This window comes from uncultured Mycobacterium sp. (assembly GCF_964249325.1).
In the GTDB taxonomy this organism is placed as follows: domain Bacteria; phylum Actinomycetota; class Actinomycetes; order Mycobacteriales; family Mycobacteriaceae; genus Mycobacterium.
Genome location: NZ_CAXUCH010000045.1, coordinates 1 through 21,097 on the forward strand (window position 1 = coordinate 1; position 21,097 = coordinate 21,097).

General features: G+C 65.5%; 17 protein-coding genes and 2 pseudogenes (1 of these 19 cut by a window edge). 13 read left to right on the forward strand and 6 right to left on the reverse strand.

Going from position 1 to position 21,097, the window contains the following annotated elements:
- The 4 genes and pseudogenes from ACFE99_RS08350 to ACFE99_RS08365 form a co-directional block, all read right to left on the reverse strand.
- Positions 1-287, reverse strand: a pseudogene (locus tag ACFE99_RS08350) (cysteine hydrolase); the annotation flags it as partial.
- Positions 288-312: 25 nt separating this feature from the next.
- Complete coding sequence (locus ACFE99_RS08355) at positions 313-1,341, reverse strand: Rieske 2Fe-2S domain-containing protein (protein WP_375484219.1); 1,029 nt, start codon at positions 1,339-1,341, stop codon at positions 313-315.
- 69 nt (positions 1,342-1,410) lie between these two features.
- Positions 1,411-2,724: a TetR family transcriptional regulator gene (locus ACFE99_RS08360; protein ID WP_375484221.1), complete on the reverse strand. Its 1,314-nt coding sequence runs from the start codon at positions 2,722-2,724 to the stop codon at positions 1,411-1,413.
- On the reverse strand, positions 2,724-3,032 hold the full coding sequence (locus ACFE99_RS08365; RefSeq protein WP_375484223.1) for an acyl-CoA synthetase: 309 nt from the start codon (positions 3,030-3,032) through the stop codon (positions 2,724-2,726). The genes ACFE99_RS08360 and ACFE99_RS08365 overlap by 1 nt, the downstream gene beginning before the upstream one ends.
- A gap of 95 nt (positions 3,033-3,127) precedes the next feature.
- On the opposite strand from ACFE99_RS08365, the gene ACFE99_RS08370 reads away from it, so the two are divergent.
- From ACFE99_RS08370 to ACFE99_RS08410, 9 genes are all read left to right on the forward strand, one after another.
- Complete coding sequence (locus ACFE99_RS08370) at positions 3,128-4,324, forward strand: amidohydrolase family protein (protein ID WP_375484225.1); 1,197 nt, start codon at positions 3,128-3,130, stop codon at positions 4,322-4,324.
- Complete coding sequence (locus tag ACFE99_RS08375; RefSeq protein WP_375484227.1) at positions 4,321-5,409, forward strand: Gfo/Idh/MocA family protein; 1,089 nt, start codon at positions 4,321-4,323, stop codon at positions 5,407-5,409. Before ACFE99_RS08370 ends, ACFE99_RS08375 begins: the two co-directional genes overlap by 4 nt.
- Positions 5,396-5,851 (forward strand): Zn-ribbon domain-containing OB-fold protein, encoded by a 456-nt coding sequence (locus ACFE99_RS08380; protein WP_375484229.1) that lies wholly within the window; start codon positions 5,396-5,398, stop codon positions 5,849-5,851. The genes ACFE99_RS08375 and ACFE99_RS08380 overlap by 14 nt, the downstream gene beginning before the upstream one ends.
- Positions 5,848-6,681, forward strand: coding sequence for an alpha/beta fold hydrolase (locus ACFE99_RS08385; protein WP_375484231.1), 834 nt, complete (start codon positions 5,848-5,850; stop codon positions 6,679-6,681). The genes ACFE99_RS08380 and ACFE99_RS08385 overlap by 4 nt, the downstream gene beginning before the upstream one ends.
- Positions 6,681-8,177, forward strand: a complete 1,497-nt coding sequence (locus ACFE99_RS08390) for an aldehyde dehydrogenase family protein (RefSeq protein ID WP_375484233.1) — start codon at positions 6,681-6,683, stop codon at positions 8,175-8,177. The genes ACFE99_RS08385 and ACFE99_RS08390 overlap by 1 nt, the downstream gene beginning before the upstream one ends.
- Before the next feature lie 8 nt (positions 8,178-8,185).
- Complete coding sequence (locus tag ACFE99_RS08395) at positions 8,186-9,397, forward strand: CaiB/BaiF CoA transferase family protein (protein ID WP_375484235.1); 1,212 nt, start codon at positions 8,186-8,188, stop codon at positions 9,395-9,397.
- Positions 9,398-9,458: 61 nt separating this feature from the next.
- Positions 9,459-10,652: a thiolase family protein gene (locus tag ACFE99_RS08400; protein WP_375484237.1), complete on the forward strand. Its 1,194-nt coding sequence runs from the start codon at positions 9,459-9,461 to the stop codon at positions 10,650-10,652.
- 232 nt (positions 10,653-10,884) lie between these two features.
- Positions 10,885-13,173, forward strand: coding sequence for an acyl-CoA dehydrogenase family protein (locus tag ACFE99_RS08405; RefSeq protein ID WP_375484239.1), 2,289 nt, complete (start codon positions 10,885-10,887; stop codon positions 13,171-13,173).
- Entirely contained in the window at positions 13,170-14,351 is a 1,182-nt protein-coding gene (locus ACFE99_RS08410; RefSeq protein ID WP_375484241.1) for an acyl-CoA dehydrogenase family protein, read from the forward strand. Before ACFE99_RS08405 ends, ACFE99_RS08410 begins: the two co-directional genes overlap by 4 nt.
- A 121-nt stretch (positions 14,352-14,472) precedes the next feature.
- Here the strand turns inward: ACFE99_RS08410 and ACFE99_RS08415 are convergent, their stop codons facing one another.
- Both ACFE99_RS08415 and ACFE99_RS08420 read right to left on the reverse strand, forming a co-directional pair.
- The gene (locus ACFE99_RS08415; protein ID WP_375484243.1) at positions 14,473-15,273 is read right to left on the reverse strand and encodes an enoyl-CoA hydratase/isomerase family protein; all 801 of its coding nucleotides are present in this window, start codon (positions 15,271-15,273) and stop codon (positions 14,473-14,475) included.
- A 120-nt stretch (positions 15,274-15,393) separates the two neighbouring features.
- The gene (locus ACFE99_RS08420; protein ID WP_375484261.1) at positions 15,394-16,416 is read right to left on the reverse strand and encodes an acyl-CoA dehydrogenase family protein; all 1,023 of its coding nucleotides are present in this window, start codon (positions 16,414-16,416) and stop codon (positions 15,394-15,396) included.
- Between the two features lie 56 nt (positions 16,417-16,472).
- Between ACFE99_RS08420 and ACFE99_RS08425 the strand changes: the two genes are divergently transcribed.
- The 4 genes and pseudogenes from ACFE99_RS08425 to ACFE99_RS08440 all read left to right on the forward strand — a co-directional run.
- A complete protein-coding gene (locus ACFE99_RS08425; RefSeq protein ID WP_375484245.1) occupies positions 16,473-17,996 on the forward strand; it encodes a class I adenylate-forming enzyme family protein in 1,524 nt (507 codons plus the stop codon).
- Between the two features lie 141 nt (positions 17,997-18,137).
- Complete coding sequence (locus ACFE99_RS08430; protein WP_375484247.1) at positions 18,138-18,989, forward strand: mycofactocin-coupled SDR family oxidoreductase; 852 nt, start codon at positions 18,138-18,140, stop codon at positions 18,987-18,989.
- Positions 18,990-18,999: 10 nt separating this feature from the next.
- Entirely contained in the window at positions 19,000-20,307 is a 1,308-nt protein-coding gene (locus ACFE99_RS08435; RefSeq protein WP_375484249.1) for a MaoC family dehydratase N-terminal domain-containing protein, read from the forward strand.
- Positions 20,308-20,314: 7 nt separating this feature from the next.
- Positions 20,315-21,097 (forward strand): annotated as a pseudogene (locus ACFE99_RS08440) (acyl-CoA dehydrogenase family protein) (it continues 365 nt past the right edge of the window).

The following is a 21,097-nucleotide window of genomic DNA, read 5'->3' on the forward strand; positions in this document are numbered from 1 at the left end:
GGAGGGGTTCCGGGCGCCCAGTCGGCAGTGGCCGGGCCGAGCGCCCGCCAAAGGCGCGCTGTCCCGACTTGCTTGCCGCCCAGCGCTCCCTCATAGGTCGCGTGCACGACCTTAATGCCGGCAGAACGCGCGGCATCGAGCAAGCGGCGCAGGTCGGGGACGAGACCGCCGCTGTGGGCGGCTAGTTCGGGCAGCACCGATTCGGGCCCGAGAACACCGTTTTGGCATTCCACACACACCACGGCGACTGTGGAGGGGTCCTCTGGGGTAAGCGGTGATCGCGGCATGTCTCTCCTAGCGGTGCAAGGAATCTCACGCCGTCATCGACGGCGAGTTGTCGACGCTTGGCTGGGGATAGAACTGATGGGCCCACCGGCGGATCCGGCGGAAGCCGCGCGCCTCCTCGGTGGCCAACGCGGGCGGATCGAGAAATATCTGGTGATGCCAGATGTTGATGTCGCCGGGAAGTGCTTGCTTGGCGTCGTCAAGCCGGCGCTGGTACGAGCCGTCCTTCTGGTCGCCATCGCGCTGCGAAACCCAGTAACTGGCGAAGACCTCGGTCTTATTGTCATCGACCGGAGTGGTGTTGATCGCGATGCCGCGCATCCCATCGGCGGTGTGCTCGATGTTCCCGCTGACCCCGAGACCAGCCCAGATGATCTCCAGGGTGTTTAAACTGTCGGTTCGCAAGTTGCCCGCGGCGTCGCAAGGGTGATTGACCCAGCCCTTGCCGAAGCCAACCCTTGTACGCCAGACGGGGCCCTCAACGTGCTCTTCCAGCACCACTGGGCTAATGGGCGTGCCGTGCACGAAGCGGAAATGGTGTGGGTCGACCGCGTTTTCGGCCACCATCTGGGGGTGAACGCGCAGATCCCGGTAGTGCACCCGCGCCTCGGGACCCAGACTGTGGAAGCGTTGCGCAGCAGCGTGTTCGACGAACGCCAAGGCATCGGGTACATCCCAGTACGGATCTCGTCCCGCCGTGTCATGCCACACATAGATGGACTCGTTGCGCTCCGTGACCGGCCACGTGCCAAGGCGACGGGCACGGTTGGGCCGGTCTTGGTAAGGGATCGAGACATTGCGGCCGTCGGGTCCCCACACCCAGCCATGAAACGGACACTGAATCCCGGCATCCACCACCGTTCCGCCGTGCGCCAAGCTGGCACCCAGGTGGCGGCAATGCCGGTCGTGCACGCGCACGACCCCGTCGCGGCCGCGGTAGGCGACAAGGTCGCGTCCAAAGTAGTGCAGCGGCACGACCTGGCCCGCTGCGATATCAGCCGACCAGGCAACCTGAAACCATCCCGTCAATTCGAGGCTCAGGCCATGCAAGTCCACCGAAGCTCCTCCTTCGTCGCCCGAAAAACATTTAACTATATAATGCTTTTACATACGCATCGGTGGCCGCTAGCTCATGGTGTCGATGCGCAACGCGCGGCGCAGCACCGCCAACATCAACGCTGCGGTGTCATCGGCGGTGTTTTCGGGATATTGCGACGCCGAGTGTTCCGTTAATCGACCCAGCACCGCCACAAACACCGCCGCGGCCACGCGCGGATCCATGCCGGCGGGTAGCTGTACATGGCGTAGCGGTGCAACCACGGCACGGTGGAACGCGCCGACCCCGTGGGTCACCGCGTCCACCGGCAGCTGTTGGGCCAGCGTGCCGTCGTACCAGGCGCGGCTGACGCCGCCGAACTGACGTTGGTGAATGACGAACTTCACCAGCCAGCGTTGAAGCGCTTGCAGATTCGGGCCACGTTCAGCTAGCCGGTCAAGCTCGCCTGCCAGGCGGTGGGCCGCCACTATTGCCCCATCGGTGAGTTCGGCGAGGATCTTCACCTTGCTGCCGAAATGGCGATACAAGGTGGCCCTGCTGATGCCGGCTGCGGCCGCGATGTCCTCCATGGCAACCGCGTAGTAGCCGCGTTCGGCGAACAGCGCAGAGGCCGCGTTCAGGATGACTCGCCGAATGCGAGACACCGTCATCTTCGGAGGGCAAAGTTCAAGGGACTCAACAGCTGTGGCCGGCTCCGGTAGACGCTCATCTGCCGACTCGTCAGCCACCGTCGCGAGCACCTCGGCCGGCGTTTCCGGAAAGAGCAGAAGCTGCATGGCAATGGCCAGTGACGCCGCCGCTTGGGTGTCAGACCGTAGCCCGAACATCGAACGGAATCGGTAGAGATTGACCATGTGTGCGATCCGCAGCAGCGCAGCGCAGGCATCTGCGGGATCGATGCCCGTGACTCCAGCGTCGCGTAGTTTGCCCGTGATGATGTCGGCGTATTTGTCTGCCACCGCGCCGGTGTTGAGCTCGGGTATGCCCTCCAGTGTGCCGACGCCGGGGAATTCCAGTAACACGACGGCGTGTTTGTCGTGGAGCGACGCCCACTCGACCAGCCACTGGTGCAGGTTGCGGATGCCGTCGGCATTGGGCGCGAGCAAGCCCAAGCTTCGCGCATGCGCCAGCACCGCCGGCTCAGCATGGCGGAACAGTTCGACAAGAATATCTTCCTTGCTTTGAAAGTACTGGTAGACGCTGGCGCGCGAGGCGCCCACCGACTTGGCGATCGCATCAAGCGATGTGCCGTGGTAGCCGTGCGCGACGAAAAGCTGCCCGGCGCGGTCCACGATTCGTTGCCTGGTGTGCAGACCGCGCCGGCCCACCGCGGAGTTCGCCGGCGCGTAGCCGGGGCGGCGCAGCGTTGCCCGGTTTTGCATCACTCGCCCACCGGTCCGGCCAGGTTGCGCTTGGGTTTGCCCGCATAGCCGAAGAACTTCTCGAAGTTGGCATCGTTGATGGGCTGGGCGGTATTGCGTGCGGCGGCTGCCCGCAGGGCGGCCAGTCGTTCCTTGGCGTTTCGCAGGCCATCAGTGTCGCCTGACGCTTCTAGCTGCGCGATCTGCTGTGCCATCGAGGCGATCTCGATGCGCAAGCGTTCTCCCGCCTCGCCGAAGGTCAGCAAGTCGTGGTCGTCTTCCTCCAGCCTGCCCCGCGTCGAGTCGGCTGCGTGGTCATCGGCGGACATAATTCCTCTAAACGTCTAGACAATTATGGCGTGCATCACTAGTATGTGAGACGCATTGTCAGAAATCAAGATGGCGTATCAGTTCGGAGACAGTCATGCCGCTGCAGCAGCACCATCAGATCGTTTCGGTCGACGATCACCTCGTCGAGCATCCGCGGGTGTGGCAGGACCGCCTGCCGGAGAAGTTTCGCGAAAAAGGGCCGCACATTATCGAGATGGACGGCAAACACGTGTGGAGCTACGACGGCCAGCTCATCCCGACCATCGGCCTGAACGCCGTGGCCGGAAAGCCGCGAGAGGAATGGGGCATAGATCCGGTCCGCTACGAGGACATGATCCCCGGCTGCTATGACCCGGTGGCCCGCCTCGCGGACATGGACCTCGATGGAGTGCAGGCGGCCTTGTGCTTCCCGTCATTCCCCGGCTTTGCCGGCAGCACGTTCATCAATGCCCAGGACAAGGAATTGGCCCTGTTGTGCCTGAAGGCCTGGAACGACTTCTATATCGATGAGTGGTGCGCCACGGCCCCAGATCGGTATATACCGCTGGCGCTCCTGCCGGTGTGGGACATCGACGCGACGGTCGCCGAAGCCGAGCGGGTAGCCGAAAAGGGCGCCCGAACCGTGACCTTTCCGGACAGCCCGGTATCGCTGGGGTTCCCGTCATTTCATTCCGACCATTGGGATCCGCTGTGGCGGGTGTGTTCGGATGCGCACATGCCGGTATCGCTGCACTTCGGGTCGGGGTCCTTCGTGCCCGGCTTCTCGTTCTCGTCGATGAAACCAGTGCCCGGCCAGCTGCAGGCGCCGGATGCACCGTTCATCGTGGCGATCACCTTGTTCGGCACGAACTCGATGTGGACGACGATCGATCTGCTGTTCTCCGGCAAGCTGCAGCAATTCCCGGACCTGCAATTCTCGCTCGCCGAGGGCGGGGTCGGCTGGATTCCCTACATCCTGGAGCGCGCCGACTACTGCTGGGAGCGCCACCGCTACTACCAGCCCATCGACTTTCACACCCGGCCCTCAGAGCTGTTCCGCCAACACTTTTGGGGCTGCTTCATCGAAGACGAGCACGGACTGACCAACCGGCACGCGATCGGCGTCGACCGCATCATGCTCGAAATCGACTTCCCGCACTCGGACTCCAACTGGCCCAACTCGCGCAAGCGGGCCGCCGAGCTCCTCGCCGAAATTCCCGACGACGAGTGCTCGCTCATCGTGGAGGAAAACGCACGGCGAATGCTGAACTTCCCGCGAGTGGCTGCTCGCGAGCCAGCGCTGACACAGTGACACTGCGGGTCGGCATCGTCGGCGTCGGCTGGGGCGCGCACGTTCAAGTGCCCGCCTTCCGCGCGGCGGCCGGTTTTGATCCCGTTGCGCTGTGCGCCCGCACGCCGCAACGGCTGGAACGCGTGGCCACGAAGCTCGGCATCAGCGATACCTCCACCGACTGGCGGGCATTCGTGACCCGCGACGACTTGGACGTCATCTCGGTGGCCACGCCGACCGCGTTGCATCACGACATGACCCTCGCCGCACTGGAGGCGGGCAAGGCCGTGCTGTGTGAGAAGCCGCTGACCACCGACACGGCCGCTGCCCGCAACTTGGTCCTTGCCGCCAGGAAATCCGGACGTCCCACCGCATGCTGCTTCGAAAACCGCTGGAACCCAGACTGGTTGGCGGTAGCGGAGACGGTGCGCGCGGGCTTTCTCGGCAGGCCCTACCTTGCGCGGGTCAGCCGAAGCGCATCGTATTGGCATCCCAGTCATCCGCCGCAGGCCCGCTGGATGTACGACCGCGACCAGGGCGGCGGTTATTTGGCCGGAATGCTGGTGCATGATCTGGACTTTTTGTGCAGCCTGCTGGGGCGGCCGGAACGGGTGTGCGCCGAGGTGCGAACCAGTGAACCCGTGCGCGAGCTGCCGGACGGGGAGAGGTTGCACGTCACCGCCGATGACACTGCAGCACTGTTGATGCGGATGGAATCCGGGATGACCGCGATCTTGAGCGTGTCGGTGATGGGCGCACATGCCGACCACTACCGGTTGGAGCTTTTCGGCGCCGACGGAACCATCATCGGCGACGGGGACCTGCGCTCGGCCACCTATCAGATCGGAGCCGCCGCCGACGAAGGGCTGTGTGCGCTGCCGGTGCAGGCGCGCCAGCCGGCCCTGGCGGAAAACCTGCCAGCAGGCTTGGCCGGGCACGCCAGTCGGGCGATGGCGCTCATGCTCGAGGACTGGCTGCCCGCATTCGACGGCGATCAGACCAGCGCTCCAACGTTCGACGACGGCTTGCTCAGCATAGCTGTGATCGAGGCCGCGCACCGATCCGCCGACGGGGGAGGTTGGGAGCCCGTCGATGCCGGGGTCTGACTATCGGCGACCGCAGATGCGGCTGGTGCCCAGCCCAACCCCGGAGTCGAAGGCTTTTTGGACCGGCGGGCAGCGCGGCGAACTGTTGATCTCCTACTGCCGAAGCTGTGAGCGGTTCTTTCATCCGCCGGCACCGGCATGCTGGCGCTGCCGCAGCAACGACGTTGCGGCGCAGGCGGTTTCGGGGCGCGCTAAGGTGGCCGCCTACACAGTCAATCGCCAGCCCTGGATTCCCGGGCTGGACCCACCGTATGTCGTGGCGATGGTCGAACTCGCCGAACAACCCGATGTACGGCTGGTCACCAACATCGTCGCCATCCCAGGCGAGCAGGTGCGCATCGGCCTTGAGGTCGAGGTGTTTTTCGAAGAGTGGAGCGCAGAGCCCGGCGACCAAGACGCGCGGGTGTGGGTGCCATTGTTCCGCCCGGTGCCGACTTCATGAGCAGCGCAACCCTGCCCGACCTAGTTCTGGTCCACGGCGGCGAACACGCCGCAGACTGCTGGGATCTCACCGTCGCCGAACTGCGCCGGCAGGAACCGGATTTGCGGGTGCTGGCCGTCGATTTGCCGGGCCGGCGCGGCAGACGCGCCGAGTCGCCTGTCGTCACGATCGCCGGGTGGGTGCACTCGGTCGTCGCCGATATCGAGGAGGCCGGCCTGGGCGACATCGTCATCGTGGGCCATTCGATGGCCGGGCTGACCGTGCCCGGCGTGGTGGGCAAACTCGGCTGGCCGCGGGTGCGGGAAATGATCCTGGCGGCGGCATTCATTCCGCCGCAGGGCGCCACGCTGGTCGACACGCTGCGAGGCCCGCTGGCACCGTTCGCACGGAGGGCGGCCCGGCGGGGCCGGCCGGTCAAAATACCCGCGGCAGCCAATCGGTTCGCGTTCTGCAACGGCATGACGCGAGAACAGCGCCAGTTCGTCTTGTCCCGGATATACCCCGAGTATCCCAGCGTCGGCATCGAGCGTGTCGACCGCGGCGATCTGCCCGACGACGTGCCGCGCACATGGATCCTGACCCTGCGGGATCGGGCGCTGTCGGTGCGCCAACAACGTGACTGCATCAACGCCCTCGGCGGGGTTGACACCGTGGTGACGATCGACACATGCCACGACCTCATGGTCAGCGAACCGCAGCGGCTGGCCCGCATCCTCGTGCAACGCTGCCGGCTTCGCGCCGTGCGCGTCGCACCGGAACCTAAAACGGAAACAGATAAACAGTTATCTACTAGTCTGGGCACAGCAACCACAAGTGAGAGGGAATCGTGATGACGGCTTCACCGGCCGCGACCAACACCGTTGCGTTTGACCCTGAGACCCGCCTGTACATCGACGGCCGGTTGCGCCAGTCATCGACCGGCAAGACGGTCGACAACATCAATCCGGCGACCGAGGAGGTTCTCGGCGTCACCACTGACGCCGGGGCCGACGACATGGAGGAGGCGATCGCCGCGGCGCGGCGCACCTTCGACACCACGGATTGGTCGACCAACCACGAGTTTCGCCAGCACTGCCTGCGCCAGCTGCAGCAGGCGCTGCAGGACGACCAAGAAGAGATGCGCGCCGAGCTGGTCGCAGAAGCGGGCGCGCCGCTGAGCTCCACCTACATCGCACAGCTGGATTGGCCGCTGGCCGATGCAGTGCGCTGGCCGGCGGAGTTCATCAGCAACTTCCCCTGGCAGCGCCCGCTCGATCAGGACGCCAAGATGGGCGCGCCGAGCAATCGGGTCGTGGTCAAGGAAGCCATGGGCGTGGTCGGCGCGATCACACCATGGAACTTCCCCTTCGAGATCATCAGCAACAAGATCGGTCAGGCGCTGGCGACCGGCAACACGATGGTGCTCAAGCCCGCGATCGAAACCCCATGGAGCGCGCTGCGCTGGGGACGAATCATCGCCGAGAAAACCGACATTCCCGCGGGTGTGGTCAACATCGTGCCGGCCTCCGACAACGACATCGCGCAGCAGCTGGTGACCGACCCGCGCGTCGACATGATCTCGTTCACCGGCTCGACGGCGGTCGGGAAGCTGATCCAGCGGCTCTCAGCGGACACGATGAAACGCAATCTGCTTGAGCTGGGCGGTAAGTCGGCCTATATCGTGCTCGACGACGCCGACATGAACGTCGCGCTGCGGGGCTGCATGGGAATGTTGATCCACTCGGGGCAGGGCTGCGCGCTGACCACGCGGATGCTGGTGCCGCGGCCGCATTACGAGCAGGCGATCGAGATCGCTACCGCGACATTCGCGGGAATCCCATGCGGGGATCCGAGCGACCCGGCCACCTTCTGCGGGCCGCTGGTGTCGGCCAAGCAGCGCGACCGGGTGATGGGCTACATCGACAGCGGCAAGTCGCAGGGCGCGCGTCTGACGATCGGCGGCGGCGCGCCGCAGGGGTGTAGTCGCGGCTATTACGTCGCGCCGACGGTGTTCGCCGACGTGACCGCGGACATGCGGATCTTCCAGGAGGAGATCTTCGGCCCGGTGTTGACGATTACCCCCTATGACGGCGGCGATGAGGCCGCGGTGGAGCTGGCGAACAACTCGATGTACGGGTTGGCCGGTGCGGTGATGGGCTCCGCGGAGCGGGCGATGGCGGTGGCCCGGCGCATCCGCACTGGTTCGATGATGGTCAACGGCGCGATGTGGTACGGGGCTGATTCCCCGTTCGGCGGCTACAAGATGAGCGGCATCGGCCGCCAAAACGGGCTCGAAGGTTTCGAGCAATACCTGCAAACCAAGGTCATCGCCTACCCGGCGGAGTGAAGGAAGCAATGACTGACATCCTCAACGGAATCCGGGTGGTCGAAGTCGCGTCGTGGACGTTCGTGCCGGCAGCCGGCGCGGTGCTGGCCGACTGGGGCGCCGATGTGATCAAGGTCGAACATCCCGAGATCGGCGACCCGCAGCGCGGCCTGATCAGCTCGGGCATGGTTCCTGGTGCAGGCGGGGTCAACCACTTCATCGAGGTGCCCAATCGCGGCAAGCGCAGCATCGGCCTGGACACCTCGACCCCCGAGGGTCTGGAACTGCTGATGAAGCTGGTGGAGACCTCCGACGTGTTTCTCACCAACCTGCTGCCGGGATCTCGGCAAAGGATGGGCATCGACGTCGAGCATGTGCGCGCCCGCAACCCGAAAATTATTTACGCCCGTGGCCATGGCTATGGCACCAAGGGGGACATGGCTGATCACGGCGGCTTCGATGCCGCGGCTTACTGGGCGCGCAGCGGGATCGGCAATGCCTACGCGCCCGAGGACGGGGCGTACCCGCCAATGCAGCGGCCGGCGTTCGGAGACGTCTACGGCGGGCTGGCGATCGCGGCTGGGATCGCCGGCGCTCTGGTAAAGCGCGAGCGCACCGGAGAGCCCTCGGTCGTCGACGTTTCGCTACTGGGCGCGGCGATCTGGCAGCTCGGCCCCGACATTGTCGGTGCGGGCGTCACCGGCGCCGAGATCCCTCGATTCCACTATGAGGACGCCCCCAACCCGGTCACCAACGTGTACAAGACCGCTGACGGGCGATTCGTCCAGTTCGTCTTGTTGCAGGCCGACCGGTTCTGGGCGGAGTTCTGCAAGCGCGTCAACCGCCCGGACCTGATCGACGATGAACGGTTCGCCAACGCGGCGGCGCGCTTTGCCAATCGCACCGACTGTATTGTCGAGCTGCGCAAGACATTTGAGTCCGAAGACCTGGCGCACTGGGAGCAGGCGTTCGCCGGGTTCGGCGGCGTGTTCGATGTGGTGCGCACCGCCCTCGAGGTGCACGCCGACCCGCAGGCGCTGGCCAACGGCTACCTGCCGCGCACCATCGACGCCAACGGCAACGAATTCGCTTTGGCGGCAAGTCCCGTGCAGTTCGATGAAACGCCCCTGCAGTTGCGCTGCGCACCCGGCCACGGCGAACACACCGATGGCTTGTTGGCCGAACTCGGTTACAGCGAGGACGAAATCATCGACTTCAAAGTGAAGTCGGTGGTGTTGTAGTGATGCGGGTGTCTTTGGGGCCGGCCCGGTGCTGCCGCCGTGTGCGGCCGGCTCTTCGGTAATGAGGCGCGGGCCCTTCGACGGCAAGGCCGTCATCACCGGGGCGGGCAAGTCGCAGGTCGGACGTCGGCTGGGCCGCACCGGACTGGAACTGACGCTGGAAGCGGTGCTGCGCGCGATCGCCGATGCCGGGCTCAGTGTCGATGATATCGACGGCGTCGCAAGTTATCCGGGTCCCGGTGTGCCCGACCCGGGGTTCTCGGGGGCGAGCATCACCGAGGTCCGCAATGCGCTTGGGCTGCGCTGCCGCTGGTATATCTCATCGCTGGAAACCGCCGGCCAGATCGGTCCGGCAATCGAGGCGTGCATGGCGGTGAGTCTCGGGCTGGCCGACCACGTTGTGGTATTTCGCTCGGTGTGGGAGTCGACCGCCGCCCAGCAAGCGGGCGGCGGTCGCGCATCGGTGCTGTTCACCGGCGGCAAGCTGCCGCCGCACCTCGAGTGGGTGGCACCGTTTGGCGCGCTGTCGGCGGCGAACTGGGTGGCTATGCCGGCTCAGCGTTACATGCACGATTTCGGGTTGACCCGTGAGCAGTTGGGGTGGATTGCGATCAACGCGCGCCGCAATGCGGGTCTTAATCCCGACGCGATCTACCGCGAACCGATGGGCATGGATGACTATCTGGGCGCCCGGATGATCTCCGAGCCGCTGTGCCTGTACGACTGTGACATCCCGTGCGACGGCGCCACGGCGGTGATCATCTCTCGGCGCGATGCCGCCCAGGGTCTCCCGCGCCACCCGTTGACCGTCGAGTCGGTCGGGCCGGGGATGTTCGAGCGTGCGACGTGGGACCAGCGCGCCGATATCACCACGATGGCGGCCCACGATGCGGCGGCCACACTGTGGCAGAACACGGACCTTACGCCGCGCGATGTCGACATGGCGCAGCTCTATGACGGTTTCAGTTTCCTGACCGTTATGTGGTTGGAAGCCATGGGGTTTTGTGACCACGGCAAAGTGGGGGAATGCATCGATGGTGGTGAGCGGATCGCCTTGGAGGGCCCGTTGCCGCTCAACACCAGCGGTGGTCAATTGTCGGGGGGACGGTTGCACGGCATGGGCTTCCTGCACGAGGCGTGCGTGCAGTTGTGGGGTGAAGGCGGTGAACGCCAAGCCCCGAAGACCCCGGAGGTGGTGGCCGTCGGGGTGGGCGGCGGGCCAGTCGCCGGCGCCATGTTGTTGAGTTCTCGCTGATTCGGGATGCTCGCCAGCCGATCGGCGCGCGGGAACGCCCTGGAATTTCCCGGCGCGAAACAAGGCTGATATGGCCGCAGGTTCGCGCCGATGCCGGCCGCGGCGTCGACCGCCTCGCCGACCATGACCGGCGCCGACTGGTGGCGGCCGGCTGCCCGCTTGCAAAACACCCTCTCGACAGGTCACAATCGAGTCAGATAGCTAACCAAGTTAACTTTCTAAGGTGGAGTCGGTGGGGTCTGAAGACTGGAGACCGCGGCTGCAAAAACTGCTCGATGATTGGCGTCAACACCAAACCGCGGTCAGTGTGGCGGCCGTCAGGCCTGACCGCATCGAAACCGCCCGGGCGTGGCACGCCAAACTCGTCGACAACAACCTCGCCGCGCCGGGCTGGCCCAAGTCGATTGGGGGCCTGGAACTCTCACTGGAAGACCAGCTCGACTACTACCGGATGACCACCGCGGCCGGTGCGCCGCCGCATCCGTGTCCGTTGTCGTTCATCGTGGCGCCCACGCTCATCCAGCATGGCACCCAGGCCCAGAAGTATCGATTCCTGCGCCCATTGTTGCGGGCCGACGAGTTTTGGTGCCAAGGGTTCTCCGAGCCGGGAGCGGGCAGCGATCTGGCATCGCTGTCGACCCGGGCGGTGCGCGACGGCGAGGTGTATCGGGTAACGGGCCAGAAAGTCTGGACAACGATGGCCGACCGTGCCGACTGGATGTTCGCCCTGGTCCGCACCGGGACACCCGGCCGGAGTGCGGAGGGGATCACGTACCTGCTCATTCCGATGAACAGCCCCGGTATCACGGTGCGGCCACTACGGGATATCAGCGGCGCGGCGCATTTCGCCGAGGTATTTCTCGATGATGTGCAGGTCGCTGTCGAGAACCGGGTTGGCGGCGAAGGTGAAGGCTGGTCGATCATGCGCACGTCGCTCGGTCACGAACGCGCGACCGCGTTCCTGGCCGACGAGTTCAAGTATCGCCGCACCGTCGACAGGGTCATCGCCCTGGCCGTCGCCCAGGGCTCGGCGCGCGATCCGCTTGTGCGACAAGACATCGCACGGCTTGAATCCGGTGTGCGCTCGATCGCGGCGAACAGCGCACGAGCCTTGGCCACCGTGCTGCGCGGCGAGGATCCCGGCGCGGTGGCATCGGTCAATCGGTTGGTGAAGGCCGAGTTCGAACAACACATGCACGCTTTGGCGCTGCGGACCGTCGGACCCTACGCGGCGTTGGGCAGTCGCGCTGAAGCGGCGGTCGACAAGGGCCGCTGGACCTACGGTTATCTCATGAGCCGGGCGACGACGATCGGGGCCGGTACCGCCGAGATACAGCGCAACACCATTGCGGAGGCGGTGCTGGGACTGCCTTCGCACCGCGGCGAGGGTGTCAGAAGCGCCGCCGTCGTTCCCGGCGACCCTTTAGCGGTCGCCGACGACGATGAGCGTGCGCTGCGCGAGGTGCTCTCCCAGGCGCTGGAGGCACGAGTGGATATTGCGGCGATACTCGAGCGCAACCGCCGCATCGATACCTTCGACTCCGATGTCTGGTCGGCGCTCGTCGAGTTCGGGCTGCCGGCTTTGTCGTCCGACGAGTCGGTCGGTGGAGGGGGCGCGCGGCCGCGGCTACTCTATGCCGCCATCGAGGAGGCGGGCAAGGCGCTGGCACCGGCGCCGCTCGTTCCCACGATCACCGCACTGGAGGTCGCCGCCCGCGTCGGGGCGGCAGGCATCGCCAAGCGCATCGCCGCCGGCACCCCGGCCGCATTTGCCGTGCCGCTCAACGATTCCGGATGGGTGACAGCGGGTCCGGAGTTACCGCAGTGGGACGGAAAACGGTTGTCGGGCCAGCTCCCGCTAGTCGCCGGTGCGCCGCTGGCCGAAATATTGCTGGTGTTGGCGGGTACGCCCGATTCCGCCGGCGAGGTGCTGCTGGGAGTCGATCCGCGTGATGAAGCGGTGGTAGTCACCGCACAGCAGCCACTTGATCTCACCGCCACCATCGGCAGCGTGGCGCTCAGCGATGCGGCGGCCGAAGTGCTTTGCACCGGAAGCCATCTGCGCCGAGCTCTTTGCGCGGCACGTCACCGGGCCATACTGGCGGTGGCCGCCGACTCAGTGGGGGTCGGGTCACGTGCGCTCGCGATGGCGGTGAGCTGGGCGGGCCAGCGTCACCAATTCGGCCGCCCCATCGGCAGCTTTCAGGCCATCTCGCACCGCTGCGCGGACATGCTCGTGGCGCTGGAGGGCGCGCGCAGCCAGGTCCTTGCGGCAGCCGACGCCCTGGACACAGCGGAATCCGGGCTTCTGGTCGATTTGGCCGCGGCGGCGGCGTTCGACGCCGCGGTCGCCGCTACCGAGGCCGCGATCCAGATCCACGGCGGTATCGGTTTCACCTGGGAGCATCCCGCGCATCTGCTGCTGCGCCGCGCTCGAGCCAATGCGGTGTTGGTCGGGCGGGCGTCGTCGCTGCGTGACCGCGCAGCACGAGGTCTGATAAGCGAGGTTGAGGCGCAATGAAATTGGGGATGGGCCCAGAACTTGATGCGTTCCGCCAAGAAGTGCGCGCCTTCATCGAGACGTACGCTCCCCAGGTTCCGCCGCGCGCGGGTGTGCGCAGCGCGGAGAACGAACCCGAACTCAAGGCGTTGCAAGAGTGGACCGCTCGCCTTTACGAGGCCGGCTACGCTGGAGCTGATTGGCCCGCGGAGTATGGCGGCCGAAACGACAGGTCGCTAGAGCACGCGGTCGTTGTCGGCGAGGAGTTGGCCCGCGCAGGTGTGCCAGGCGTGCAGAGCGGCGGCGTGCTTGCCGCGCATGCGCTGATCCATTACGGCACTGAGGAACAACGACGTCGCCATCTGCCTGCTATCCGGGCGGGCCGCGAACTGTGGTGCCAGTTGTTCAGCGAGCCCGGTGCCGGCAGCGACCTGGCGTCGCTGCGCACCCGGGCGGTGCTTGACGGCGAGGCATACACGATCAACGGGCAGAAGGTGTGGACCACCGATGGTCACTGGGCGCACTACGGCTATTTGCTGGCGCGCAGTGACCCCGACGCTCCCAAGCACAAGGGCATCACTGCGTTCATCCTCGACATGTCGGCACCCGGAGTCACGGTGCGCCCACTGCGTGAGCTGACCGGAACGTCGGATTTCAACGAGGTTTTCTTCGACGACGTTCGGATTCCCGTCGATGCGGTGATCGGCGCATCGGGGCAGGGCTGGCAGATCGCCAACGCGTCGCTGTCTCACGAACGCAGTAACGTCGGCGCGAATGTGGTCCGGCTGGGCCTGGCCATTGAGGCCCTGATCTCTCTGGCACACAACGTCACCATTGAGGGGCGCCCGGGCATCGAGAGTGACCGGGTGCGTAACCGGATCGGTCAGTTCAGCGCCGACGTAGAAGCCTTGGCAGCGTTGATGTATGCCAACATCACTCGGTGGTCGCGGGGCACCCAACGCCCCCACGACGCGGCGATGGCCAAGCTGATGTTCAGCGAACTGAACCTGGAGATAGCACGCTTCGCTGTGGAACTCGAAGGTGAGTCCGGTGTGCTTGTCGAGGGCGATCCGGAGGCGGTCGACGGCGGTCGTTGGCAAGACGAGTGGCTGTACGCGCGGGCCTACACGATCGCCGGCGGCAGCTCAGAGATCATGCGAACGATGATCGCCGAGCGCGGGTTGGGGCTGCCCCGTTAGAAGCGCTAGACAGCCGCTGAAATCGTCGCTGTCGGGGCCATAGGCGTCAAATTGCGCACAGCAGAAGCGGGTCGATGCAGACGAATGCGGCAAGGTACCGCACCGCTTGGGCGACTTAGCACTAGCGCTTGCGCGCGGCGAAGTAGCGTTGCGCCGCCGCCACCTGTGCCGGGCTGCCGACGTTGCCCGCCATCACGGAAAGCTCCTCGCGCATGCCCTCTTGGACAGTTGCCGTCTCGGCCAGCCGCACCAGCCTTTTGGTCTGGGCCACCGCGTGACGATTGCGCTCGGTCATTGCGCGCGCAAGAGCGAGTGCCTCAGCCGACGGGTCGTCGCTGAGCCGACTGGCCAGTCCCCAGCCGACCGCCTCGGCGCCGCTGATGCGCCGACCCGTCACTAGCAGGTCGGTTGTGCGTCCGCTTCCGATCAGCCGGGGCAGCAGCTGACTGGCGCCCATGTCTACGGTCATCCCGAATTCGATCTCAGCGCAGCCGAGTTGAACATCGGGCGTGACGATCCGGATATCGGCGCCCAATGCGATCTGCAATCCCGCGCCGATCGCATGGCCGTGCACGGCCGCGATGACGATAGCCGAGGCTTCACGCAGCGCCCGCACAATCCGTTGTCCCCGGCCGGGAACCCGCCGCCCGGTAGAGTTCGGATCCTTGGGGTCGGCGTAGGGGCGTTGTCCCGCAGCGCCTTCCGCTGCGAACGCGCGGTGCACGGCGAAGTCGAGGCCGGCGCAAAACGACCGGCCGGCCCCCGAGACGACAATGGCCGACAGGCCGGCGTCGCCTGCGGCCGCTTCTGTCGTGGCGGCGAGTTCGTCGAACATTTCGTCGTTGATCGCGTTGCGCTTGTCTGGCCGGTTCAGCTGGATATGCAGAACGCCATCGGAGGTGTTCAGCAGCACGGTTTTCATCCGACAACCTCTCCGTCGGTCACGAGCACTGCTCCAGGGTATAGGTAGATGAATGAACTTATTCAGGCGGACGTCTTATCGCTGGGCGAGAAGCCAAAATACCGTCCCGACAATGGGCGGTCACCGTGTGACCAGTGCAGCTCGGTGCTGGGCGACGGTGCCATCGAATGCCTCGTCGACCTTGATCCGGCGCAACAGCAGATGAAGATCGTGCTCCCATGTGAAGCCGATGCCGCCGTGCACTTGTAATGCGGTGCTGGCCACCCGGCTGGCCGCTGACTTCGCGTAGGCTGCCGCCGCTGAAGCGGCGCGTGACCTTGGGATGTCCGGCGCGTCGTCGAGGGCCGCTACCGCCGCCCACAGCGCCGATCGGCCGGCCTCTATGGCGAGGGCCATGTCGGCGCAGTGATGTTTGACCGCCTGAAACGAGCCGATGGGCGCACCGAACTGTTGGCGTTGCCCGGCGTAGGTCACCGTCATCTCGAACAGCCGGGCGGCAGCACCGAGCGCGTCGAGGCTGCGGTGCACAGCCAGCGCGTCATGCAGATACCTCAGTGTGCCTGTCGGCAACCGCGCAGCTCGACCAGTCCTGGCATCGAGGTCCAGGTATGCCCACGATCGGGTGAGGTCTAGCGTCCTCATGCCGACGACTGCGGGATCGCGAGCCAATGTCATGTATTCGCCGTCGTGGGTCGCACCGACGACCGCGATCGCAGCCATGTCGGCAGCCATCGGGACCGGGCTGGATCTACCGCGCAGCCCAGCACCGCCGCTGCCTGTGTTTGCGATCGGGGCGCGAGCCAAACCGACCAGCAGCCCTCCCTCAGCCGCAGTACCGCACTCCGAGAGGCCGGCCTGACCAAGCAACCAGACCGCGAGCGCGAGATCGGCGACCGGCAGCGAACTTGCCGCGTAGCCGTCTGCTTCGCTGAGCACGCCAAGGTCAGAGTGTGTGCCGCCCACCTCGGGCGTCAGCAGGGCCAGCAACCCGGATGCGGCTGCGTGTTGCACCGCCGCGGGGTCAACCCTGACCTCTGCGACGTTGAGAGTCTGGCGAACCCGCGCGATCTGATCGTGGCGGGCCAGCCACGACCGCTCGGAGTCGGCGAGTTGTTGTTGCTCATCGGTGAGCCCGAAGTCCATCATCGCCTCACTACTAAGTTGACCTAGTAAACCATGTGCAACTACTTTAAGGGGCGATGACAAGACTGCAGGAAGCATTCGACCGCTTGTGGGCGGCCGACGATCGTGCCGAGATGTTGCAGTACCAAGGCACATGGGTGCGTTGGGGTGACGTGCGCTCGCTTGCTGAGCGCATCGACCGAGAACTGAGCGACGCCGGCTGCGGCCCTGGAGGACGGGTCGCGGTCGTGCTGGGTAACCGGATGGAATCGGTTGCAGCACTGATCGCGATCTTCCGCAGCCATCGCACCCTGGTCACGATCAGCCCCCTGCAGCCGCCGGAGCGCCTGAGCGAAGACCTCGCCGCCACCGGCGCGTCTTGGGTACTGGCCCCCACACAGTGCTGGGCGCAGCCGGCCTTCGTAGAATCGCTCGCCACACTGAAGGCTGCCGGGTGGAGTGTCGATGGCGATGCGGTCATGCTGCGCTGCCAATCAAGCCGTGAGCCGGCAGTCGGCGATCCCGAGGTCGCGATCGAGATGCTGACCTCCGGCACCACAGGGCCACCCAAGCGAATCCCATTGACTCGCAAGCAACTTGAGGCGTCGCTTGCGGCGCCCCTGCGGCATAACAACCGGCCGGAAGTCCGAAACAAGCCGCCGTTTACCGGCGCTGTCGCAGTGGTCAGCCTGCCCATCGTGCACATCGGTGGCCTATTTGCGCTACTGCAGTCATTGGTGGCGGCACGCCGTTTCGTGCTGCTCGAGCGTTTCACGGTTGGGGCCTGGCACGCGGCGGTAAAGGAGCACAAGCCAATCCTTACCGGGCTGCCGCCCCCAGCCATCCGATCGGTCCTCGATTCCGATATTCCGCGTGAAGACCTGGCCAGCATCCGTGCGGTCAATGCCGGTACCAGCCCGGTCGACCCGGCATTGGTGGACGCGTTTTACGAGCGCTACGAGATCCCGGTCCTGGTCGTGTACGGCGCCACCGAATTTTGCGGAGCGGTGGCCGGCTGGACGGTGCGCGACTTCCATGACCGGTGGCATGCCAAGAGGGGCAGCGTGGGCCGCGCGTTTCCCGGTGTGCGGCTGCGGGTGGTCGATCAAGACGGGGCCGTTCTGCCGGCGGGCCACTCGGGCCGGCTCCAGGTTGCTTCGGTGCAAGTAGGGGGTTCGGCCGAGCGCTGGGTCACGACCAGCGACCTCGCGCACATCGATGGCGACGGCTTTGTCTACATCGATGGGCGCGCCGATGACGTGATCGTGCGCGGCGGGTTCAAGATCGCACCGGAAACGGTGGCGGCGGCGCTGCGTGCCCACGACGCAGTCGTCGATGCCGCGGTCGACGGCATGCCCGACGAACGGCTGGGTCAGGTCCCGGTCGCCGCGGTGCAGTTACGTGCCGGCGCGGCGGCGACCCCGGAGGAACTGCGGGCGCACTGCAGATCGCTGCTGACACCCTATGAGGTGCCTGCGAACGTCTACATCGTCGATGAACTGCCCCGCGGTGCGGCGCTCAAAATCGATCGCCGCCGGCTGCGGGCGCAACTGGACCAGTTGGGCCGCTCCCAGGTGGTGCTGCCAGACGCGACAAACTAGCCAATCAGTAATACATTAACCTGTTAAGGAGAGGATAGTGGCTGCGAGCCGTGATCGCCGAGCCGCTGCGATCGCCCGCCCGGCAAGCGCAAAGCGACGAACGTTGGGCTGCTGCAAATCAATTGGAAGGCAGGTAGAACTATGGCCGGTCGAGTAGCGGGCAAAGTCGTCTTGGTCACCGGCGGTGCTCGCGGCCAGGGCCGCAGCCACGCCGTCAAGCTTGCCGAAGAGGGCGCCGATGTCATCCTCTTCGATATCTGCCATGACATCGACACCAACGGCTATCCGCTTGCCACGCCGCGCGATCTGCAGGAGGCCGGTCTGGAAGTGGAAAAGACCGGGCGGCGGGCGATCACCGCGGAGGTGGACGTGCGTGACCGGGCCGCGGTGAGCGCCGCATTGGCCGACGCCGTCGCCGAGTTCGGCAAGCTCGATGTGGTGGTCGCCAATGCCGGCATTTGCCCACTGGGCAGCGACGTACCGATCGGGGGGTTCGTCGATGCCTTCGACGTCGACTTCATCGGCGTGGTAAACACCGTGCACGCTGCACTGCCCTACCTGCAGGCCGGTGCGTCCGTGATCACGATCGGATCGGTCGCCGGCTTGATCGCCGAGACCGCGGCGGGCAGCGTCGGTCCGGTCGGCCCGGGCGGGGAGGGCTACAACCTGGCCAAGCAGCTGATCGACCGCTATACCAAAGCGTTGGCCAAGCAACTCGCCCCGCTGTCGATTCGGGCGAACGTGGTGCACCCGACCAACGTGGATTCGCCCATGCTGCACAGCGATCCGATGTATCGGACCTTCCGGCCCGACTTGGAGCACCCAACCAAAGAGGACGCGCTGCTGGCGTTCCCGGTGATGCAAGCCATGCCGATTCCCTACATCGAACCCGTGGACACCTCTAACGCGGTGTGCTTCCTGGCGTCCGATGAATCGCGCTACGTCACCGGGCTGCAATTCAAAGTCGACGCTGGGGCAACGCTGAAGTTCTAGGAAGGACGCCATGACCACTGCAGAAACCTCCGCAGGCTCGGATGCCGACAGTGCGGCCGTGGAGGGCCGCATCACCGACGAGGACATCGAACGCGCCAAGGCGCAGATCGGCATCCCGGTCAACCAGCGCGATGAGGCCTGGAACAAGCTGCCCAGCGCGGACACCATCAGCCATTTCGCGTTCGGCTGCGGTGACGACAATCCGCTGTTTCACGATCCCGACTACGGTGCCAAGACCCGTTGGCACGGTCAGATCGCGCCGCCGACCTTCCCAATCAGCACCGGACTGGATCAGACACCGAAATTCACCGATCCTGAACGCAAGAAGCTGTTCCGCGGCCTGTTTCGTGGTACCGGCAAGTACTACTCCGGGGTGAAATGGACGTGGTATCAACCGGTGGTCTATGCCGGGCGCCCAGTGCTCTGCGAGACCTACACCCTCGATGTGCAAGTCAAGGAGAGCTCGTTTTCCGGCGGACGCTCGGTGAAGGAGACCTACCGCTACCTCTACGTCGACGCCAACGGCATTCCTATCGCCACGCGCGACGAGTCCTACATCAGCGCCGAGCGGCACGGCTCGAAAAAGTCAGGCAAGTACGCCCACATCGAACGCAAGCACTGGACCCCCGAAGAGCTCGCCGAGGTCGACGCGGTCTACGACGCCGAGGTGCGCCGCGGCCCCGACCCGAACTGGTGGGAAGACGTGTCGGTCGGGGACGTGTTGACCCCGGTAATGAAGGGACCACTGACGGTCGTCGACATCATCAGCATGCACATGGGCTGGGGCTGGGGCGGTTACGGCGTCGGGCCGCTGAAGTATGCGCGCGAGCTGCGCAAGCGAATGCCGGCCTTCTTCGTACCCGACGAGTACGGAGTGCCGGACGTGGTACAGCGATTGCATTGGGACGCCGCACGGGCGCGGGCCTTGGGCATTCCGGCGCCCTATGACTACGGGCAGATGCGGGCGGCCTGGGTCAGCCATCTGTTAACCAACTGGATCGGTGACGACGGCTGGCTGGCCGAGATGGAACTGCAGCTGCGCGGCTTCAATTACCACGGTGACACTCACAAGTGCACCGGTGTGGTGACCGAGAAGGGCACGCAACCCACGCAACCGGTGAGGCTCGAGGTTAAGGCGACCAACCAGCGCGGCGAGGACACCACCAAAGGAACAGCCAAGGTGCTACTGCCGTCGAAGCAGACCGGCGCTGTCGTGCTGCCGACACCCGATGACGATTTGCGACGCCGTGGGGCGCAGGTCGTCTCGCGCATCTCGGGACGAGTCGGCGAGGAGATGCGCCGCTTGCACGGGGAGTGAATCACAGATGAGGCGACTGGTTTTCGAGCCTGAGCATGAACAGCTGCGCGAGACGACTCGCCAGTACATCGAGCGTGAGGTGGCGCCCAATGCCGAGAAATGGGAACGCGACCGCATTGTCGATCGCTCGGCGTACGTGGCGGCGGGCAAGTATGGGCTGATCGGGTTCAACATGCCCGAGCAGTACGGCGGGGGAGGGTCCGACGATTTCCGGTTTAACGCGGTCATCAACGAAGAACTCGCACGGTGGGGTTCGGTGGCGCCGGCGCTGAGCCTGCAGAACGACGTGGTGGGCCCATACTTTAAGACGCTGGCCACCGATGAGCAAAAGCAGCGCTGGCTGCCCGGCATCATCACCGGGGAGACCATCGTCGCGATTGCCATGACCGAGCCCGGCGCCGGCAGCGATCTGGCCGGCATCCGCACCTCCGCGGTCCGCGACGGCGACGACTGGATTGTCAACGGCTCCAAGACGTTTATCTCCTCAGGCATCAACTGCGACCTCGTCGTGGTGGTGGCGCGCACCGACGCGCAGGCCGGCCACAAAGGCTTTTCGTTGCTGGTCGTCGAACGCGATATGGAAGGCTTCACGAGAGGCCGCAAGCTGGACAAGATGGGCCTGCATTCGCAAGACACCGCCGAACTGCACTTCGAGAATGTCCGCGTACCGGCCGCCAACGTGCTCGGCCAAGAGGGCCGCGGCTTTTATCACTTGATGCACAACCTGCCCTCGGAGCGGCTGTCCATCGCTATCTCGGCGCTGGCCGGCGCCCGCGAAACGTGGCGACAG